Below are 17502 nucleotides of genomic sequence, written 5' to 3' on the forward strand. Positions count from 1 at the left end.
AATTATAACCTCTTTATCTCTTTAAATTAAGCAGTTCCTGGAGCATCTCATCTGAGGTAGTAATTGTTCTTGAATTTGCCTGAAAGGCTCTGCTTGTTATTATCATTTCAGTAAATTCATTTGCAAGATCAACATTGGACATTTCAAGCAGCCCTTGCTGTATGTTGCCATAGCCTGATGATGTTGCAGTACCAAATTCGGCAGCTCCTGAGTTTGATGATTCTTTATATGAATTTCCACCAAGTTTTGTTAAACCAGCAGGATTCTGAAAATTAGCAAGTGTTATTATACCTACTTCTACTGTTTTATCCCCATAAATCGCCTTAATCTTGCCATCCTGATCTATACTAAAACTTGTCAATTTAGAATCAACTCCATCAACAGACGCTTCAAGAGGAATTCTTATATTATCCAAACTAGAAATAGGATTTGGAACTGTTATAGCAGCTGACGAACTTAGATTTGGAGGACTTGCTGTAATATTACTTGCTGTAAGCCCCATTACATGATAACCTTCTGATGTTACTAGATATCCATTCTTATCTATTGAAAAAGAACCATCTCTCGTATACCTTGTCTCATTTCCATCAGAAATTACAAAAAAGCCATTTCCTTCAATAGCAAGGTCTGTTGATCTGCCAGTTGACTGAAGTGCACCCTGATTCATATTTGTATCAACTGCTGCTATTGCAACGCCAAGTCCTACCTGCTTTGGATTTATTCCACCTTTTCCACTAGCTGAATCACTTGCACCTTGAAGAGTTTGATTTAACATATCTTTAAATGTTACCCTTGCACCTTTAAAAGCAGTTGTATTAACATTAGCAATATTGTTTCCTATAACATCAAGCTTTGTCTGCTGATTTCTCATTCCACTTACACCTGAAAAAAGTGATCTTAACATATTAACCCTCCTAAATATTTAATTTGCCGCTTCAGTCGTTCCACGGCAGGGCCTCCCATAAAGGGTCCAGCCTATAAAATCATTGCGCTATCAATGTTTGTAAATACATTTTCTTTAATATTATCATTATCAACAGCTGTAATTATGGTATTATTTCTTATACTTGTTATAAAAGCAATGTTATTATATAAAATTAATGCATCCTTCCCACCTTTACTTTTAATTTTTTCAACTGCTGATTTTAAATTTTCTATATCTTTTTCTGTAAGGTTTATATTTCTATCTCTAAGCCTGTCCATTGCATGAGCAGAAAATTTTAATTCCTTATTAACTTCAACTTTTTCAAGAATCTTTGAAAACTCTATTGCTTTATTAATTTTTTTATTAATATCATAACTATTGATGTTATTATTTTCTATTCTATTTATCACTTTCTGCATCACCTACACCTACAACATCATCAATGCTATATTGGTTACTATCAGTTATAAGATATATATTGTCATTTCCTATTTTAACTGATTTTACAATTTCATTTACCGTTGTTGCGTTTCCACTGCTATCATAAGTTGAAAATTCAACATTTTTGCCAATAAGCATTGCACCTTCTGTAAATTTTTGAAGTAGCAACATTTTTTCAAAATTAGAATTTAAATTCTGCATCTGTTCAAGTGCTGTAAACTGTGCAAGCTGCGATATGTATTCTGTGTTATCTGTTGCATTCAATGGATCCTGGTTTGAAAGTTCTACTGTTAAAATTTTTAAGAATGCATCTTTATCGACAATGTTATTAGTTACAGTTCTTGTAGTACTTACATTTGAACTTACACTACTAACTTCCATACTAATAACCTCCTATACCAATATACTAAAACCCTCCTGAGACATTTCTTTTTTATCTTCCTGCTGAAATTCAATAAATTTATCAGAATTTCTTTTATCATGAGAAAAATTTTTATTCTGATGATTTGCATAGCTATCATCGCTTGCAACACTAACTGAAATATTATTTAAATTAATGTTATTATTTTTAAGATCATTTTTTAACGTTTCTATTTGATTAATAATCATATTTGCAACTTCTTTTTTATCAGTGATTATATTTCCGTTAATTTCTCCTTTTTCAAGTACAACCTTTACAACTACTTCTCCAAGGTCTTCAGGTTTTAATTTTACCCTAACCTCAGTAAAACCTGGCAGCTTCAATGTCTTAAACTTTTCAACAATAACCTCAGTTATATCGCTTTCATTTTTTATAATATAAGTATTTTTGTCTAATAAGGCATCTTTATCGTCTACTTTGACTGAATTATGTAAAATTTGTGGCGACATTTTACCTTCTTCTTTAACTTCATTACTTGTTTTAAGAATAATTTTTTCATTATTTATTTCTTTTTCTTGTTTATTTTTATTTAATCCAAAATCTTTTATATCTGTATCTGTTGTTGTTGATTTAAGTAAATTATCAGAAGCATTTTTATTAATATTTTTTGTTAAACCATTTTTAGTTTTATCTTGATTTAAATCTAAGCTATTTTTATCAGTGAGTATATTTACAGTATTATTTTTATTCCCATAAGCATTTCCTTCAGCTTTTTCCTCTATAAAACTTAATAGAGTATTAATGCTATTATTTAAATCACTTTTCTTTTCATCAATGCCTAATTCCTTTAAAAACATATTAAGTTCATCAATTGCATTTACATTTACGTTTGTATTTGTATTTGCGTTTATATTTGTATCTGTATTTTCTATATTGGTCTTAGAAGCACTAATAATTAAATTAAATTCATTTTTTAAATCCAAAATACTCTCCATGTTTTTATCTTGTAACTTAAATTGATTTAAAAAAGATACTATTCCTATTTCATTTAATAAATCAGCTTGACATGAATTAGTATTTTCTACATCACTGCTTTGGTTAACTTCTGTATTTAGGCTAATTTGCTGATTTTGTTGATTTACTAAAAAAAGATTTGCAATAAGTGAGCTAAAAAGTTCACTTAATAAGTCCTCTGATATTTTAGTATCTTTTTGCAAAAAACTCTTTACATCAGAAAAGCTGTTAACTGCATTAATATCCACATCCTCACCTCCTTTCATTTCTTATATATGAAAATAATGCAAAGTCATCATTTAAACTCTGCTCTTTTTTGTTTTCATAGAAATTGAACTCTTCTTTTGCTTTTTCTTTAAGTTTTTCAAGTACCTTTCTATCAGATATAGATTTTAATAGTTCTTCCTTTGCTTTTTCCATGCTATCCTTTGCTTTTAATAAATTTTGTCTTTGAATATCTATTGAATTTTCAAGATAGCTTAAATACCTTGAATAATTAATACAGTCTATTCCTGTTTTTAACTCTCCTTTTTTCTTTTGAGCTTCATCTTTTCTTTCTATTAGCTCATTTAATCTTTTTTCTTGAATTAAATAATTTTTAAACATCTTTACAAACTCATTCTTCTTTTTTTCTTCAACTTCAATTTTGAAGTTCAGTACATTTTGAAATTTAAATTTGAATTTTTCCATTTAATCACCTATCCTATTGAGGTAATTCTCCTATATGTCTCTTCAAAAGAGGAGTATTCATTTATACCTTGTTTTAAAAATGCCTCAATGTCGCCAATTATATTTATGGATTTATCTATTTTAGAATTTGTCCCCTTTTGGTATGCACCAATATTTATAAGATCTTCTGAATCTTTGTATGTAGCCATTATATCTCTTAATTCCCCGGCTTTTAATTTCAATTTCTCATCAGCTATTTCAGGCATAAGCCTCGAGATACTTGCTAATACATCAATAGCTGGAAAATGGTTTTTATTAGCAAGTTTTCTTGATAAAACAATATGTCCATCAAGTATACCTCTTACAGCATCAGCTATTGGCTCATTTAAATCATCACCATCAACAAGAACTGTATAAAAAGCTGTAATTGATCCTTTATCGGAATTTCCTGATCGTTCCATAAGCCTTGGAAGCATTGCAAAAACTGAAGGCGTATAACCTTTTGTTGCAGGAGGCTCCCCAACTGTAAGACCAACTTCTCTTTGTGCCATAGCAAACCTTGTTACAGAATCCATCATAAGCATTACTTTAAGTCCTTTATCCCTAAAATATTCAGCAACAGCAGTAGCTGTAAATGCCCCTTTAAGCCTTAAAAGTGGAGGTTGATCTGAAGTTGCAACAATTACAACAGATTTTTTAAGCCCTTCTTCTCCTAAATCCTTTTCTATAAATTCTCTGACTTCTCTTCCCCTTTCACCAATAAGACCAATGACGTTAACATCTGCATCACTATATCTTGCTATCATTCCAAGAAGTGTACTTTTACCAACACCACTTCCTGCGAATATTCCAATCCTTTGGCCAATACCACAAGTTAAAAAACCGTCAATAGCTCTAATTCCTGTTGACATTATAGTATCAATTCTTTTCCTTAAAAGAGGATTGGGTGGATCATTATCCAATGGATATTCACTATCATATTCAAATACATCATCCTTCATAGGTCTTCCAAGTCCGTCAAGAACTTTACCTAAAAGTTTACTTCCTGTCTTAACACTTAAAACCTTCCCAGTTGCTTCAACAGGGCAGCCTGCTGCAACTCCCGATAAATCTCCTAAAGGCATCAAAATTATAACATTATCTCTAAAACCTACAACTTCTGCTAAAACTTCTTTAGATGCAGTATGTATCTTGCAAAGCTCCCCAACAAAAGATTGAATTCCTTCAACCTCAATAGTTAGCCCAACAACTTTTTTTACCTTTCCTGTTAGCTTTATTGTATTTATGTTTTTTAATTTATTTGATATTTTATTAAAATCAATGCTAATCATACTTTCCCTCATACAGATTTTTTAAAATGATGTCAAGTTGTACATCAATCCTTCCATCTAAAAATCCAGAAGGAGTTTCTGCAGTCATGCTTCCCTGCTCAATCTGAGGATCAGCTAAAACAATAATATTATTATGATCTTCTACATAAATTCCAAGCTCTTCTTTACGGCTCTTTATTACATTAAAATCTAATGGGTTTACCCTTAGTATTATCTGCTTTTTATCAATAGCTTTTGATATTAAGGATTCTGCTATTTTATATACAGCATCAGTATTAATTGCTAACTCAGATTTTATAACATGTTTTGCAATATCAACAGCAAGATTTATTATATCCTTTTCAAACTTTTTAATATAATTTTTTCCTTCCTCATGACAGCTTTTAAGAAAAGCTATGCCATCTTCCCTCATATTTTCACATTCTCTATTTGCTTCATTAACTCCATACTCATATCCTTGGCTGTAGCCATCTTTATATCCATCTTGGTATCCATTTTCTCTTGCTTCTTTAATTATTTCTTCATATTTTATTTTTGCTGACTCTATAATATTTTTTGCCTCTTTTTGGGCTTCATCTAATATTTTATTTTTCTCTAAATTTATTTCCTCAAGTATAACCTTTTCAATTTCTTCAATTTTAAAACTATTATCGTTATTGTTTATCTTAATTTGTTCATAAATAGTTTCTATAACAGGTGGTGTTATAAGAACATCATTAATTGTTTCTGTTGATTTAATAATTTTATACGATGATTGCATCTTCACCACCCCTTGATATTACTATCTCTCCAGCGTCATCAAGACGCCTTATAATTGCAACAATAGCCTGCTGTGCCTTTTCTACATCAACAAGCCTTACAGGTCCCATAAACTCTATATCTTCCTTTAGAGTTTGTGCTGCACGCTTTGACATATTGTTATATATAACCTGTGCAACTTCTTCTGAAGAACCTTTTATAGCAAGGGCTAAATCCTTCATATCTACTTCCCTTAAAACTCTTTGTATTGATATATTATCAAGGGTTATAATATCTTCAAATATAAACATGCTCTCTCTAATCTTTTCAGCAAGCTCAGGTTGTTCCCTATCTAGTTCTTCAAGTATGGTTTTTTCCGTCCCTCTATCTACATTATTTAAAATATCAACAAGAGCTGGAACCCCTCCAATTGTTGCAATATCTGCTCTTATAACATTAGACAATTTTTTCTCAAGTATTTCTTCAACTTCCTCTATAACAATTGGTGAAGTATTACTCATAGTTGCAATTCTCTTTGCTACATCAACCTGAAGTTCCTCTGGAAGCCCTGAGATTATTTGTGCAGCTTTATCAGATTGAAGATAGCATAAAATAAGTGCTATTGTTTGAGGATGCTCATTCATAATTACATTAAGAAGCTGATGAGCATCTGCTTTTCTTGCAATTCCAAAGGGCCTATACTGCTGTGTTATTTCTGTAACCTTTTCTATAATCTCCAAAGCCCTTTGAGCACCAAGAGCTCTACTTAATAGATTCTTAGCATATTCAAAACCGCCTTCAAGTATGTAGTCCTTTGCTTTATTTAAATCAACAAATTCCTTTAAAACTTCCTCTTTAACTTCCTTTTTAACTTTTGGCATATTTGCTATTTCAAATGTAATTTTCTGCAATTCATTTTCTGGCAATTTTTTTAATATTGGAGCTGATGCATCAGGCCCAAGTGTAATAAAAAGTATTGCTGCTTTTTGAACACCTGTTAGTTTTTCCCTTGCCATATCATCACCTCTCGTCCTCTGAAAGCCAAGTCTTTATAACTTCAACTACTTGGTCTGGTTTCTTACTTGCATATTGTTTAATCTCCTTTTCAATGTCCATTCTATCTTCTTCCTCTTCTAATACAGGTTCATATATTGGTGGTTGCTTTTTAATTACATCATCTCCAACCACAACATCTATTATTGGCTTAGGTTGTAAATCTTCATCTTTTTTGCTTTTTTTCAACTTCCTTGTAATGAATATTATTAATGCTATAAGTAGTATCCCTGCTCCAGAAGCCATTCCTATAGTTGTATAAAGCTTTATTTTCTTTTCTCTTGCCTCTTGCTCCTGCATTAGCTTTAGCTGTTCTTCTTGTTTTTCTTTTAAATCATTATTAAAGGGCATAGCCTCAATACTTATTTGGTCTCCTCTTTTTTCATCATAACCTGTAGCTGCTGCAACAATATTCTTAATCTGATTTCTTTCTGTATTATTAATATTTCCATCAATTAGAACAGAAACTGTCATACGCCTAACTTCACCAGGTGCTTTTATTGTTTTTTCTTCAGTCTGACCTATTTCATAATTAGTTGTTTCTTCTTCCCTATTAGTACTTGATGATTGATTTGTTGTACTATTTGTAGTATTTGTCATAAAGTTATCAATTGGGCTTGTTCCACTATTATTACCTGTCGAATCATTTGAAGTCTCTTTTATTTTTGATTGACTTCTTATTATTGAATCTTTATCATATTTAATTGTTGTTACCTGCTTTGAATCAAAATCAAGATCAGCATTTACCTTTACAGAAACTTTGTCATATCCGAAAACATCACCAAGTATTTTTTTAAGATCATTTTGGAGGCTGCTTTCAAACTGTTTTTCAATATCCCTTTGCTTAAATGCTGAAACCGTACCAGAATTTACATCATCAAATATATTTTCACTTAAAAGGTTCATATTGCTATCAATTACTTCAACATTTTCTTTAGGAAGATTTTTAACACTACCTGATACTAAAGCAATTATTGCTTTAACCTGAGCCTGTGATAGAGTACTTGTCCCTTTAAGTTTTAAAGCAACAGAAGCCCTTGCATTTTCACTTTCCCTTGCAAACACAGTATCATCTGGAAGAACAAGCATAACTCTTGCCTTTTCAACTTCATCAAAGCTCATTATTGTCTTTGCAAGTTCGTCCTGTAATGCTCTTTGATACATTACCTTAGCCTCAGTATCTGTAACTCCAAATTTACTTTCATCAAATAGCGCCCATCCCTTACCATTTGATGGTAAATATCCATCAGAGAGTACTGAAATTCTAAGTTCATCAACCTTGTCCTTTGGTACAAGTATTGTATTCCCTTCTACTTTATATGAAATTTTATCGCTCTTTAATTTTTCAATTATTTTTGAAGCATCTTGAGCATCAACATCTGTAAAAAGTGTAGAATATGTAACTCTATTAAAATATGTAAAAAGCAATATTAAAGAAAATATGATTCCAAAAGCAGTTATTGTTATTAATATTTTTTTGTTTACACTAAGATTGTTCCATTTTTCCTTGAGCTTATTAAAAATATCCTGTATTTTATTCATTTCCTGCACTCCTTAGGGCTATATCTGCATTTTCATAATTTCCTGATATGCATCTACAAGTTTATTTCTTAGTTGAACAGTAAGCTCTAAAGCAAGCTTTGCCTCTTCCGTTGCAATCATAACCTCATGTAAATCCTTTACATCCCCTTTAATCATATCAATCGTTGCATTTTCAGCATTAATTTGAATATCATTTACTTTATCTAAATAATTTTTTAAATAATCTTCGAAGCCTAAATTGTTATTCTGATTTTTACTTTGTATTTCTGGAATACTGTATGTAGAAATTGCATCAATCCTCATATAATCTACCTTCCTATCTCTAAAGCTTTAAGTGCCATCTGCTTTTCAGAATTAATCGCTGTAACATTTGCCTCATAAGCTCTTGATGAAGCTATAAGATCAACCATTTCATTTAAAATATCAACATTTGGCATAGTAACATATCCATTACTATCTGCATCTGGATGAGATGGATCATAGACTTTTTTTAATGGACTTTGATCATCAGTTATTTTCCCAACTTTAACACCATTCATCTTATCTTCATATCTTCCTGTTTTTTTGTTTATTTCTCTTGATAGGTTTTCTTCAAAGGAAACAACTTTTCTTCTATATGGCTCACCAGTTGAAGTTCTTGTAGTTTCAGCATTAGCAATGTTGTTAGCTACAAGATCCATTCTTAACCTTTCAGCTGAAAGACCACTTGCACTTATTCTAAAAGCTGAAAAAATATTCATTATTATTTCCCCCCATCATTTAATAACAAGTCTTCTCATTGAAATTCGTGAATTAGCTTGGTTTATAAGAGCATTATATAAAATAGTATTTGTTGCAAGGTTTACCATCTCATTATCAATGTCAACGTTATTTCCATCTGTTCTCATTGATGTGCTTTTGTCTTTTACAACATCATAATTTAGATTTGACAGACTATTTCCTTTTTTAATATGTTTTTCGTTTGTAGTAGCAAGATCAATACTCCTATTTTCAAGAGCATCATTTAATTTATCTTCAAACACTACCCTACTTGCTTTAAAACCCTTTGTATTTACATTTGCTATATTGTTTGCTATAACCCTTCCTCTTTCAGAAGATGCATCTAGACTTTTTTTTAGCAAGCTATATGATATTTCATCAATTTTCTCCACCATAACACATATCTCCTTATAAATAGTAATTTTTTCTACCTAAATACTAATTTATTACATAAATATCTATATGTCAATAATTTTACATTAATTTTAATATTTATCTCTTTGCTATTTTAATATTTTTTTTTATAATATTTATATTTATATTAAAATATAACTAACTGTTTTATAAAATAAAAAACCCAAGCTTTCAGCTTGAGCCATACTAAATTATATTTATTCTTTTATTTTTTTATATGCCTCCTCAAATGTTTCTTTTAAATCCTCAGCAAAATTAAGAACCTCTTGAGCAATATCCTTGTCTTTCTTTATGTTTGCCTCAACAAGCCGTCTATACATATAATCATATAATGCCATTAATGATTTTGAAATTTCTCCTCCAACTTCCATATTAAGTGTTGACATAAACTCTAATATTATATTTTGTGCTTTTATAAAGTTAGTGTTTGATTTGGATATATTTTTTTCTTCTAATCCGATTATACCCTGTTTTATAAATCTTACAAGGCCATCATAAAGCATTAACAAAAGCTTTTCCTTCGATGCTGTGTTCACACTATTCTGCTGATAAATATTTAAAGCATTCGAACCTTTTAGCATATAACCCTCCCCTAACCTTTCATATCAATAATATTTCCAGTTTCATTTTTTATTGATTCAAAAAGTGAATCAATATCATCTATTTCTACTTCAATTAATTCTTTATCTTCACTATCTTTTATTTTTAATATTATTTTATCTTCATTTATTTTATATTGAAATTTTAAATTATATTTAGAAAGAAAAAAACCAAACTGCCTTGCAGCTTTTTCCTGTTTCTCCTTATTAAACCTTTCCTCTTTTTTTCTATTTTCTCTTTGTATCTGAGAACCTTTTATCTGATGAACAATCCTGTCTATAACTTTATATTCAATTTGCTTAATCGTTATTGGTTCAATCTTATCAAGCGTAATTGGATTAATAGGCATATAACCTACCTCTTTTCATCTACAAAAATTCCACAGACTTCCCAGAGCTTTGCAACCATATCAAGTATCTTTTCAGGTGGAATCTCTTTTAAAACTTCACCTGTTTCATCATCAATTATTTTTACCATAACATCCTTTGTTCTTTCATGAATCTGGAACTGTAAATGTGTATTATTTTTAAAAAGAACTTTGTTAGCTTTATCTACTGCTGATTGGAGCTCTCTTTTATTTATTATCTTTTCAGAATCAACTTCTGTATCAATATTTTGATTGTTATTCAAGCTACTCATATTTTGCATGTTAAGTACCTGGTTAGAATCAGTTACCGAAATATTGATATTTGAAGAGATTTTTGCTAAATTCATACCATCACCCCTAATTTTTTCTAATCTAAGTATCGGTAAACTAATTTTTATCTTTAGGGATGATACAAAATTTTAATTGATTTAAATTTATTATAATTCATTGCTCTATTTAAACCATCCATCGTTGCTTATAATAACAGATAATTTATGTTATTTTAGTTTTAAAAATTAATCTTAAATATTCCTTAAAACTTCACAAATCTTTTTAATTTCTTCCTTTTTTAATGAAACTGAACTTGGTAGATTAATTCCCTTTAAACTTACTTCATCTGTAATACTTAAATCTCCACATCTACAATTTTTATAGGGTGGCATTGTGTGAACAGGAATAAAGAATGGTCTTGTTTCAATTCCTTCTTCGAACATTATTTTTATAAGTTCATCCCTTGAAACAGGAAAACCATCTTCAATCAAAATTGAATATAACCAAAATACATTCCTGGTTTGTGATTTTTCAATTGGTAAAGTAATATTTTCAATACCTTTAAGAAGTTCATAATAAAAAGATGCATTCTCTCTTTTAATTTTTATATATTCTTCAATATTTTCAAGCTGTGCACATCCCATAGCTGCCAAAATATTAGGCATTCTAAAGTTAAATCCTATATCTGTATGATAAAATCCTTTATTCTCCAATGTTACTTTAGATTGTGTTGATAAAAATTTAGCCTTCTTACCTAATTGCTCATCATTGGTTACAAGCATTCCACCTGCACCTGTTGTTATAAGTTTATTACCATTAAAGCTAAAGCATCCAATATGTCCAATAGTTCCAGTATGTTTTCCTTTATATATTGAGCCTAAGCTTTCTGTTGCATCCTCTATAACATACAAATTATATTTATTTGCAATCTCCATAACCTTGTCCATATCAACAATATTACCGTAGATATGAACCGGTAATATTGCCTTTGTTTTTGGTGTTATAAGTTCTTCTATCTTGTCTGCGTCCATAACGAATGTATCTCTGCATATATCTACAAAAACAGGTTCTGCACCTACATACTTTACTGCATTAACAGGTGCAATAAATGTCATAGATGGAACTATAACCTCATCACCTTCACCAATTCCAAGAACCTCTAAAGCTAAATGAAGTGCTGAAGTACCATTTACAGTTACAACAGCACTTTTAGAACCAACGAACTTTGCAAAATCTCTTTCAAACTTATCTACATAGCTTCCAACAGAAGATACCCAATTTGTATCTAAACATTCCTTTATATATTTCCATTCATTTCCCTTTATCTCTGGCACGCAAAGAGGAATCAATTTATTCATCTCCCTTTTAATTTTTTAAACATTATATATATTCGTCTTATATAAATGCAAATTATTTTTTAACCACTCAATTGTTTCTTTTAATCCTTCCTCTAAAGTATACCTTGGCATCCAACCTGTTAACTCCTTTATCTTTGTATTATCAGCCCAAAGCCTATTAACTTCGCTTTTTTCTGGTCTTATTCTTTCTTCATCACATACAATCTCAACTTTTCTTCCAATTATATTAATTATTTTCTTCACTAAATCTCCAATTGAAATCTCATAGTTTGAACCTGCATTAATAACCTCACCAATTGTATTTTCACATTCTGCAACCTTTATAAATGCCTCAACTGTATCCTTTACATAATTAAAATCCCTTGTTGGTGTTAAGCTTCCCAGCTTAATTTTACTGGCACCAGATAATATTTGAGTTATTATGGTTGGAATAACTGCCCTTGCAGATTGTCTTGGACCATAAGTGTTAAATGGTCTTAATGTTACAACAGGTAAATTATAACTCCTATAATAACTTTCAGCTATTTTATCTGCACTAATTTTTGATGCAGAATATGGAGATTGCCCCTGAAGAGGATGTTTTTCATCAATTGGTACATATAGTGCTGTACCATAGGTTTCTGAAGTGGATGTATGAACCACTTTCTGTACATCATATTCTCTACAAGCTTCTAATACATTAGTTGTTCCTTCTACATTAGTTTTTATGTATGCCATAGGGGATACATAAGAATACGGTATCGCAATAAGTGCAGCAAGATGAAAAACTACCTCTTGCCCATTAATTATCTTTTTCATACCGTCATATTCCCTTATATCTCCCAAAACCACATTTATATTGTCTTTTACATTTTTATCAAAGGTTTCAATCCAACCCCAATTATTAAAGGAATTATATTGTACAAGAGCTGTTACATCAGCCCCTAATTCAACTAATCTTTCTGTTAAATGGCTGCCTATAAACCCTTCTGCTCCTGTTATTAAAACTTTTTTGCCCTTTAAGTCCATCTATATCTTCTCCTTTATACCTTTGTTTTTATAATCTTAGCAGGAACTCCAACAGCGACTTTATTATCACCAATATTATCAATCACTACAGCCCCTGCACCAATGGTAGTATTTTCACCAATATTGATACTATGTATAACTGTTGCACCAATACCTATATGTACATTATTACCAATTTTACAATTACCTCCTAATTTTGCACCAGGGGATATATGACAATTATCTCCAATAATACAATCGTGTTCTATTATAGAAGATGTATTTATTATTGAATTTTTGCCTACATAAGCATTAGCATTAACAACTGCATTTGCCATTATGCAAACTCCTTCTTCAATTGAAGCATAAGGTGAAACTATTGAATTTTTATGTATAAGTGTTGGAACTTTAAATCCTATTTGTTTAAGCTTTTTATATAATTCATATCTAAATGCTAAATTATCTATTGAACCAAGCGAAACAAAGGCATATTCTACGCCTTTGTTAAATAAATCCTGCAAAACTTCATCATCACCTATTATAGGTATTCCAAGCAAATTACCACATATATTTGATTTATCTGTAATTCCTACTATTTCAAACTCTTCAATACTTTTTATAATGTCTATAATAACCTTACAATGCCCACCTGCGCCTACTAAAACAATTTTTTTCATAATACTCACCATATTAAAAAGTTAATTTTTTTTCTAAAAGCCTTTTATCCAACTTTATACTTTTTAACTTTTCAACAATTTTTATACTTGTTGTACCATCCCCAAAAATGTTGTTAACATAATCAAGATTCTTTTTAAATTTATCGTCATAAAGTGCAATATTAATTGCATTTTGTATTTCTATAACTGAATAATTGCAATCTATCACATTACCGCATCTTAATCTACCCTTTTGTCTATTTCCTATATTAATAACAGGTTTTTTAAATATAGGTGTTTCTATAATACCACTTGATGAATTACCTATTACTAAATCACAATTTTTAATTAAGCTTAAATATTTTTTTTGACCTAAGCTATGAAAAATATATGCATTTCTTTGATTTTTAACAAACTCATTTATTTTATCTATAATTATTTTGCTTCCAAAATCAGCATTAGGATATGTAAATATATAATTAGCATCAAACTTTTGTATTGTTTTTAGTAAATTATCTATTTGCTCTACTGTATTTTCTACTTCAAGTGTTACAGGATGATATGTTATTAGAAATGTTAACTTATCTAAATTAACATTTAATTCCTCTTCTAACTCACTTTTATCTAACAATTCCATCCTCATAATATTTTCTATTCCTGCTTGCCCAACATTAAATACTCTCCACTCTTCTTCACCCATTTTTATTATTCTTTCTCTATAATATTCAGCCCCTGCAAAATGAATATGTGCCATCTTTGTTATTGCATGCCTTATTTGCTCATCGACAGCACCTTCTGTTGATTCCCCTCCATTCATGTGAGCAATAGGAATGTTCATCATCATTGCACAAGTTGCTGCTATAAAAGTTTCATACCTATCACCAAGTATTAATAAAATATCTGGTTTTAATCTATCAAAAGCTTGTGCCATTTGTATAAGTTCTAATCCCATTGACTTTACTATAGCACTCTTATTTTTAGAACTTATAAGCATATCTATCTCTTCATCAATTTTAAACCCATCTTTTTTTATTTGCTCAACTGTATATCCATACTCTGGACAAAGATGATTTCCTGTAACTATAAGTTGAAGTTCTAAATCTTTATCTTCCTGTATCCTCTTCATAGTCCAGTATAATAATCCATATTCTGACCTTGTTCCTGTTACAACAAGTATTTTTCGCATAAGCTCACCTACTTAATCATATCAAATGTAATTACTTCATCCTTTTGGATATTTTTAATTGCTATTTTACCTAATATCATATCTATATATACAGGACTTAATCCCTTTTCTGGCCTTTTAAATGTCAAGTTTTCAAGGCTCAATTTTTCTCCAGCTTCAATTTCTCTTTTTGCAACTATGGATTTTCTTGCTGAAAACCTTGTATTTTCCTCATTTATATTACATCTTTTTATTCCGTCTCCCATTGCTTTTTCAATATTTCTTATACTTCGTACCATATTTTTTAACTCTTTAGGATTTAATGATGCCCTGTGATCTGGTCCTTCCATATCTTTATCAAGTGTAAAGTGTTTTTCAATAACTACTGCACCCAAAGAAGCTGCAGCAATAGGAACTTCTATTCCTATTGTGTGGTCTGAATATCCAACAGGTAATTTAAAAGCATCCTTTAATGTAACCATTGCTTTTAAATTAACATCTTCATAGTCTGTCGGATAATTTGATGTACAATGTAATAAAATTATTTTATCATTTCCTTCTTGCTTTATTGAATTAACAGCACATTCAACCTCTGCTAAATTCGCCATACCTGTTGAAATTATCATAGGTTTATTAAGTTTTGCTATATATCTTAAAAGTGGAATGTTTGTCAAATCCCCTGAACTTATTTTATATAAATCTAAACTTAGTTTTTCTAATAAATCAACACTTTCAAAATCAAATGGAGTAGAAATAAAGATTAATTCCTTTTCTTCTGCATATTTTTTTAAAATAACATGGTCTTCAAATGATAGTTCAAATTTTTTTAGCATTTCATATTGTGTACCTCTTCCAGTGGTATTTACTTGATAATTTGCCTTAGGTGCATCCTTTGTAACTAGGTTTTCTGCCTTAAATGTTTGAAATTTAACTGCATCAGCACCTGCTTCCTTTGCAACATCAATTAATTTTTTTGCTATTTCTAAACTTCCATTATGATTAACTCCTGCTTCTGCAATAACAAAACATTTATTTTGGTTAAATAATCTTTCCATAGTTATCTGCTCCTTGCTTTAATATAAACTCAGCAAATTTAAAATCAATTTCATCATCAATGTCTACTGATGAAATTTTATCCATAATTATAGGAACTGTATTATCTGTGTACCAATTCTTATTTTTTAATATTATTCCAACTTTCGCTATATAAATTGCTCCATTTAACCTATAAACAATAGGCAAATCCTGCCGCCTTGCATAAAACTTGTTATCATTTAAGTAATCAACCATTTTCCCATTCTTTATAACCTTCATCCAATAGGGATTAACTTCACTTTCACACACACTAACAGCAGAATCTGCATCTTTATTATACATCTCTAAAATTGCCTCATCTATTTGCTTTGAATTTCTTAAAGGTGATGTACATTGAAGGCACATCACATAGTCAAAATTATAGTTTTCATCATTTAATAAATAATTTATAGCATGAATTATTGGTTCAATTCCGGGGGTATCATCCTGTGCAAGTTCCTTTGGTCTAAAAAAAGGGACTTCTGCACCAAAAGACTTAGAAATCTCTGCTATTTCTAAGTCTTCAGTTGAAACAATAACTCTATCTACATATTTACTTTTTAAAGCTTCTTCTATTGTATATGCGATAAGCGGTTTTCCATTTAAATTTTTTATATTTTTTCTTGGAATTCCTTTTGATCCACCTCTTGCTGGTATAATTGCTACAACACATTTATTTCCTATCATAAAATCATCCTTCTTTTTCCACTGATATTAATTTATATATATCCTCATTGATTTTGTTGTAATCTTCAAGCCTTCCTATATCCATCCAATAATCATTTATTTCATAATATCCAACCTTCATATCTTTTTCTATACAGCTATTTATTAGATCTGTTATTTCAAAATAGGAGTCCTCAGGAATAAAATCAATCACAGCCGGCGATAAACAATAGATCCCCCCATTTATTAAAAATTCAACATTTGGTTTTTCTTTTAACGCTTTTATTCTATTATTATCTACATCAATAACTCCATATGGTACTTCAAATAAATATTTTCTTACTCCAACTGTTATATCAAAACTATTTTCTTTGTGGTACTTCATCATTGAATCAACATTTAAATTAGTAAATATATCTCCATTAATAACAAAAAAATCATCATCAATAAATTCTCTGCATAATTTTATTCCTCCAGCAGTACCTAAACGTTTTTTTTCTTTAACATAGTTTATTCTTACACCATAAGCTATCCCATCTTGAAAATAATTTTCAATTATTTCCGACTTATAATTTAAAGATAATAAAAATTTATTATACCCATACTGTTTGAAATTGTTTATTATATGAAAAAGAAGAGGATCATTGCCTACCTTTAACATTGGTTTTGGAACTTCTTTTGTAAGATCCTTAAGTCTTGTACCTAATCCTCCTGCCATAATAACAACTATATTTTTTTTCCCAACAGGAAGGAGAATATCATTAATAGTTATTAAATCAATAACTATATTATTTTCATCTACAATAGGAATATCTTTAACAGCCTTTTTAATAAATAAATCTTTAATTTCGCTTCTTGTCATATTTGAATTTGCTGCTATGGGGTTATAGTGTGCTATTTTTTCTACAGATTCATCTAAAGATATTCCATTTAAAATTCCACGTCTAATATCTCCATCAGTTATTGTTGCAAGGAGCTTTTTTTCATCATCAACCAATAAGACTATACCTTTGGCTCCTAAATCTAATTTTTTTAATGCATCCTTAATTGAATCATTCTTATAAACAAGTAATTTATCTATGTTGTTTTTCATTTTTATCAGTCCTTTAAAA

General features: G+C 29.9%; 22 protein-coding genes. All 22 read right to left on the reverse strand.

Going from position 1 to position 17502, the window contains the following annotated elements; translation table 11 throughout:
- Positions 1–13: 13 nt before the first annotated feature.
- The 22 genes from flgF to FDN13_RS00890 all read right to left on the reverse strand — a co-directional run bounded on the left by flgF (position 14) and on the right by FDN13_RS00890 (position 17483).
- Positions 14–904, reverse strand: coding sequence for a flagellar basal-body rod protein FlgF (gene flgF, locus FDN13_RS00785; protein ID WP_138978429.1), 891 nt, complete (start codon positions 902–904; stop codon positions 14–16).
- A 71-nt stretch (positions 905–975) separates the two neighbouring features.
- Positions 976–1344 (reverse strand): TIGR02530 family flagellar biosynthesis protein, encoded by a 369-nt coding sequence (locus tag FDN13_RS00790; protein ID WP_243120238.1) that lies wholly within the window; start codon positions 1342–1344, stop codon positions 976–978.
- The gene (locus FDN13_RS00795; protein ID WP_138978430.1) at positions 1325–1747 is read right to left on the reverse strand and encodes a flagellar hook capping FlgD N-terminal domain-containing protein; all 423 of its coding nucleotides are present in this window, start codon (positions 1745–1747) and stop codon (positions 1325–1327) included. Before FDN13_RS00795 ends, FDN13_RS00790 begins: the two co-directional genes overlap by 20 nt.
- Before the next feature lie 12 nt (positions 1748–1759).
- Entirely contained in the window at positions 1760–2989 is a 1230-nt protein-coding gene (locus FDN13_RS00800; RefSeq protein WP_168190023.1) for a flagellar hook-length control protein FliK, read from the reverse strand.
- A gap of 4 nt (positions 2990–2993) precedes the next feature.
- The gene (fliJ, locus tag FDN13_RS00805; RefSeq protein ID WP_138978432.1) at positions 2994–3431 is read right to left on the reverse strand and encodes a flagellar export protein FliJ; all 438 of its coding nucleotides are present in this window, start codon (positions 3429–3431) and stop codon (positions 2994–2996) included.
- Positions 3432–3439: 8 nt separating this feature from the next.
- Positions 3440–4741 (reverse strand): flagellar protein export ATPase FliI, encoded by a 1302-nt coding sequence (gene fliI / locus FDN13_RS00810; protein ID WP_138978433.1) that lies wholly within the window; start codon positions 4739–4741, stop codon positions 3440–3442.
- Positions 4734–5501 carry a FliH/SctL family protein gene (locus FDN13_RS00815; protein WP_138978434.1) on the reverse strand — a complete coding sequence of 256 codons (768 nt, stop codon included), beginning with the start codon at positions 5499–5501 and terminating at the stop codon, positions 4734–4736. Before FDN13_RS00815 ends, fliI begins: the two co-directional genes overlap by 8 nt.
- Positions 5485–6495 carry a flagellar motor switch protein FliG gene (gene fliG, locus FDN13_RS00820; RefSeq protein WP_138978435.1) on the reverse strand — a complete coding sequence of 337 codons (1011 nt, stop codon included), beginning with the start codon at positions 6493–6495 and terminating at the stop codon, positions 5485–5487. The genes FDN13_RS00815 and fliG overlap by 17 nt, the downstream gene beginning before the upstream one ends.
- A 4-nt stretch (positions 6496–6499) precedes the next feature.
- A complete protein-coding gene (fliF, locus tag FDN13_RS00825) occupies positions 6500–8074 on the reverse strand; it encodes a flagellar basal-body MS-ring/collar protein FliF (protein ID WP_138978436.1) in 1575 nt (524 codons plus the stop codon).
- 18 nt (positions 8075–8092) lie between these two features.
- Positions 8093–8377 carry a flagellar hook-basal body complex protein FliE gene (fliE, locus tag FDN13_RS00830; RefSeq protein WP_138978437.1) on the reverse strand — a complete coding sequence of 95 codons (285 nt, stop codon included), beginning with the start codon at positions 8375–8377 and terminating at the stop codon, positions 8093–8095.
- A gap of 5 nt (positions 8378–8382) precedes the next feature.
- Entirely contained in the window at positions 8383–8814 is a 432-nt protein-coding gene (gene flgC, locus FDN13_RS00835) for a flagellar basal body rod protein FlgC (protein WP_138978438.1), read from the reverse strand.
- A gap of 15 nt (positions 8815–8829) precedes the next feature.
- Complete coding sequence (flgB, locus tag FDN13_RS00840; protein ID WP_138978439.1) at positions 8830–9228, reverse strand: flagellar basal body rod protein FlgB; 399 nt, start codon at positions 9226–9228, stop codon at positions 8830–8832.
- Between the two features lie 216 nt (positions 9229–9444).
- Positions 9445–9828 (reverse strand): flagellar export chaperone FliS, encoded by a 384-nt coding sequence (gene fliS / locus FDN13_RS00845; protein ID WP_138978440.1) that lies wholly within the window; start codon positions 9826–9828, stop codon positions 9445–9447.
- Between the two features lie 11 nt (positions 9829–9839).
- Complete coding sequence (locus FDN13_RS00850; RefSeq protein WP_138978441.1) at positions 9840–10196, reverse strand: hypothetical protein; 357 nt, start codon at positions 10194–10196, stop codon at positions 9840–9842.
- 5 nt (positions 10197–10201) lie between these two features.
- Entirely contained in the window at positions 10202–10561 is a 360-nt protein-coding gene (locus FDN13_RS00855) for a flagellar protein FlaG (RefSeq protein WP_138978442.1), read from the reverse strand.
- Between the two features lie 174 nt (positions 10562–10735).
- On the reverse strand, positions 10736–11833 hold the full coding sequence (locus FDN13_RS00860; protein ID WP_138978443.1) for a LegC family aminotransferase: 1098 nt from the start codon (positions 11831–11833) through the stop codon (positions 10736–10738).
- 24 nt (positions 11834–11857) lie between these two features.
- A complete protein-coding gene (locus FDN13_RS00865; protein WP_138978444.1) occupies positions 11858–12850 on the reverse strand; it encodes an NAD-dependent 4,6-dehydratase LegB in 993 nt (330 codons plus the stop codon).
- 14 nt (positions 12851–12864) lie between these two features.
- Complete coding sequence (locus tag FDN13_RS00870) at positions 12865–13506, reverse strand: acetyltransferase (protein WP_138978445.1); 642 nt, start codon at positions 13504–13506, stop codon at positions 12865–12867.
- 13 nt (positions 13507–13519) lie between these two features.
- Positions 13520–14671 carry a UDP-N-acetylglucosamine 2-epimerase gene (gene neuC / locus FDN13_RS00875; protein WP_138978446.1) on the reverse strand — a complete coding sequence of 384 codons (1152 nt, stop codon included), beginning with the start codon at positions 14669–14671 and terminating at the stop codon, positions 13520–13522.
- Between the two features lie 8 nt (positions 14672–14679).
- Complete coding sequence (neuB, locus tag FDN13_RS00880) at positions 14680–15705, reverse strand: N-acetylneuraminate synthase (protein ID WP_138978447.1); 1026 nt, start codon at positions 15703–15705, stop codon at positions 14680–14682.
- Complete coding sequence (locus FDN13_RS00885; RefSeq protein WP_138978448.1) at positions 15689–16411, reverse strand: cytidylyltransferase domain-containing protein; 723 nt, start codon at positions 16409–16411, stop codon at positions 15689–15691. Before FDN13_RS00885 ends, neuB begins: the two co-directional genes overlap by 17 nt.
- A 4-nt stretch (positions 16412–16415) precedes the next feature.
- Positions 16416–17483, reverse strand: a complete 1068-nt coding sequence (locus FDN13_RS00890) for a nucleotidyltransferase family protein (RefSeq protein ID WP_138978449.1) — start codon at positions 17481–17483, stop codon at positions 16416–16418.
- Positions 17484–17502 lie beyond the last annotated feature (19 nt).

This window comes from Caloramator sp. E03 (genome assembly GCF_006016075.1).
Lineage (GTDB): Bacteria > Bacillota > Clostridia > Clostridiales > Caloramatoraceae > Caloramator_B.

Excerpts from the sequence above, each read along its gene's own strand:
- flgF (WP_138978429.1), bottom strand. The coding sequence starts at position 904 with ATGTTAAGATCACTTTTTTCAGGTGTAAGTGGAATGAGAAATCAGCAG.
- FDN13_RS00790 (WP_243120238.1), bottom strand. The coding sequence starts at position 1,344 with ATGCAGAAAGTGATAAATAGAATAGAAAATAATAACATCAATAGTTAT.
- FDN13_RS00795 (WP_138978430.1), bottom strand. The coding sequence starts at position 1,747 with ATGGAAGTTAGTAGTGTAAGTTCAAATGTAAGTACTACAAGAACTGTA.
- fliJ (WP_138978432.1), bottom strand. The coding sequence starts at position 3,431 with ATGGAAAAATTCAAATTTAAATTTCAAAATGTACTGAACTTCAAAATT.
- fliI (WP_138978433.1), bottom strand. The coding sequence starts at position 4,741 with ATGATTAGCATTGATTTTAATAAAATATCAAATAAATTAAAAAACATA.
- FDN13_RS00815 (WP_138978434.1), bottom strand. The coding sequence starts at position 5,501 with ATGCAATCATCGTATAAAATTATTAAATCAACAGAAACAATTAATGAT.
- fliG (WP_138978435.1), bottom strand. The coding sequence starts at position 6,495 with ATGGCAAGGGAAAAACTAACAGGTGTTCAAAAAGCAGCAATACTTTTT.
- fliF (WP_138978436.1), bottom strand. The coding sequence starts at position 8,074 with ATGAATAAAATACAGGATATTTTTAATAAGCTCAAGGAAAAATGGAAC.
- fliE (WP_138978437.1), bottom strand. The coding sequence starts at position 8,377 with ATGAGGATTGATGCAATTTCTACATACAGTATTCCAGAAATACAAAGT.
- flgC (WP_138978438.1), bottom strand. The coding sequence starts at position 8,814 with ATGAATATTTTTTCAGCTTTTAGAATAAGTGCAAGTGGTCTTTCAGCT.
- flgB (WP_138978439.1), bottom strand. The coding sequence starts at position 9,228 with ATGGTGGAGAAAATTGATGAAATATCATATAGCTTGCTAAAAAAAAGT.
- fliS (WP_138978440.1), bottom strand. The coding sequence starts at position 9,828 with ATGCTAAAAGGTTCGAATGCTTTAAATATTTATCAGCAGAATAGTGTG.
- FDN13_RS00850 (WP_138978441.1), bottom strand. The coding sequence starts at position 10,196 with ATGCCTATTAATCCAATTACGCTTGATAAGATTGAACCAATAACGATT.
- FDN13_RS00855 (WP_138978442.1), bottom strand. The coding sequence starts at position 10,561 with ATGAATTTAGCAAAAATCTCTTCAAATATCAATATTTCGGTAACTGAT.
- FDN13_RS00865 (WP_138978444.1), bottom strand. The coding sequence starts at position 12,850 with ATGGACTTAAAGGGCAAAAAAGTTTTAATAACAGGAGCAGAAGGGTTT.
- FDN13_RS00870 (WP_138978445.1), bottom strand. The coding sequence starts at position 13,506 with ATGAAAAAAATTGTTTTAGTAGGCGCAGGTGGGCATTGTAAGGTTATT.
- neuC (WP_138978446.1), bottom strand. The coding sequence starts at position 14,671 with ATGCGAAAAATACTTGTTGTAACAGGAACAAGGTCAGAATATGGATTA.
- neuB (WP_138978447.1), bottom strand. The coding sequence starts at position 15,705 with ATGGAAAGATTATTTAACCAAAATAAATGTTTTGTTATTGCAGAAGCA.
- FDN13_RS00885 (WP_138978448.1), bottom strand. The coding sequence starts at position 16,411 with ATGATAGGAAATAAATGTGTTGTAGCAATTATACCAGCAAGAGGTGGA.
- FDN13_RS00890 (WP_138978449.1), bottom strand. The coding sequence starts at position 17,483 with ATGAAAAACAACATAGATAAATTACTTGTTTATAAGAATGATTCAATT.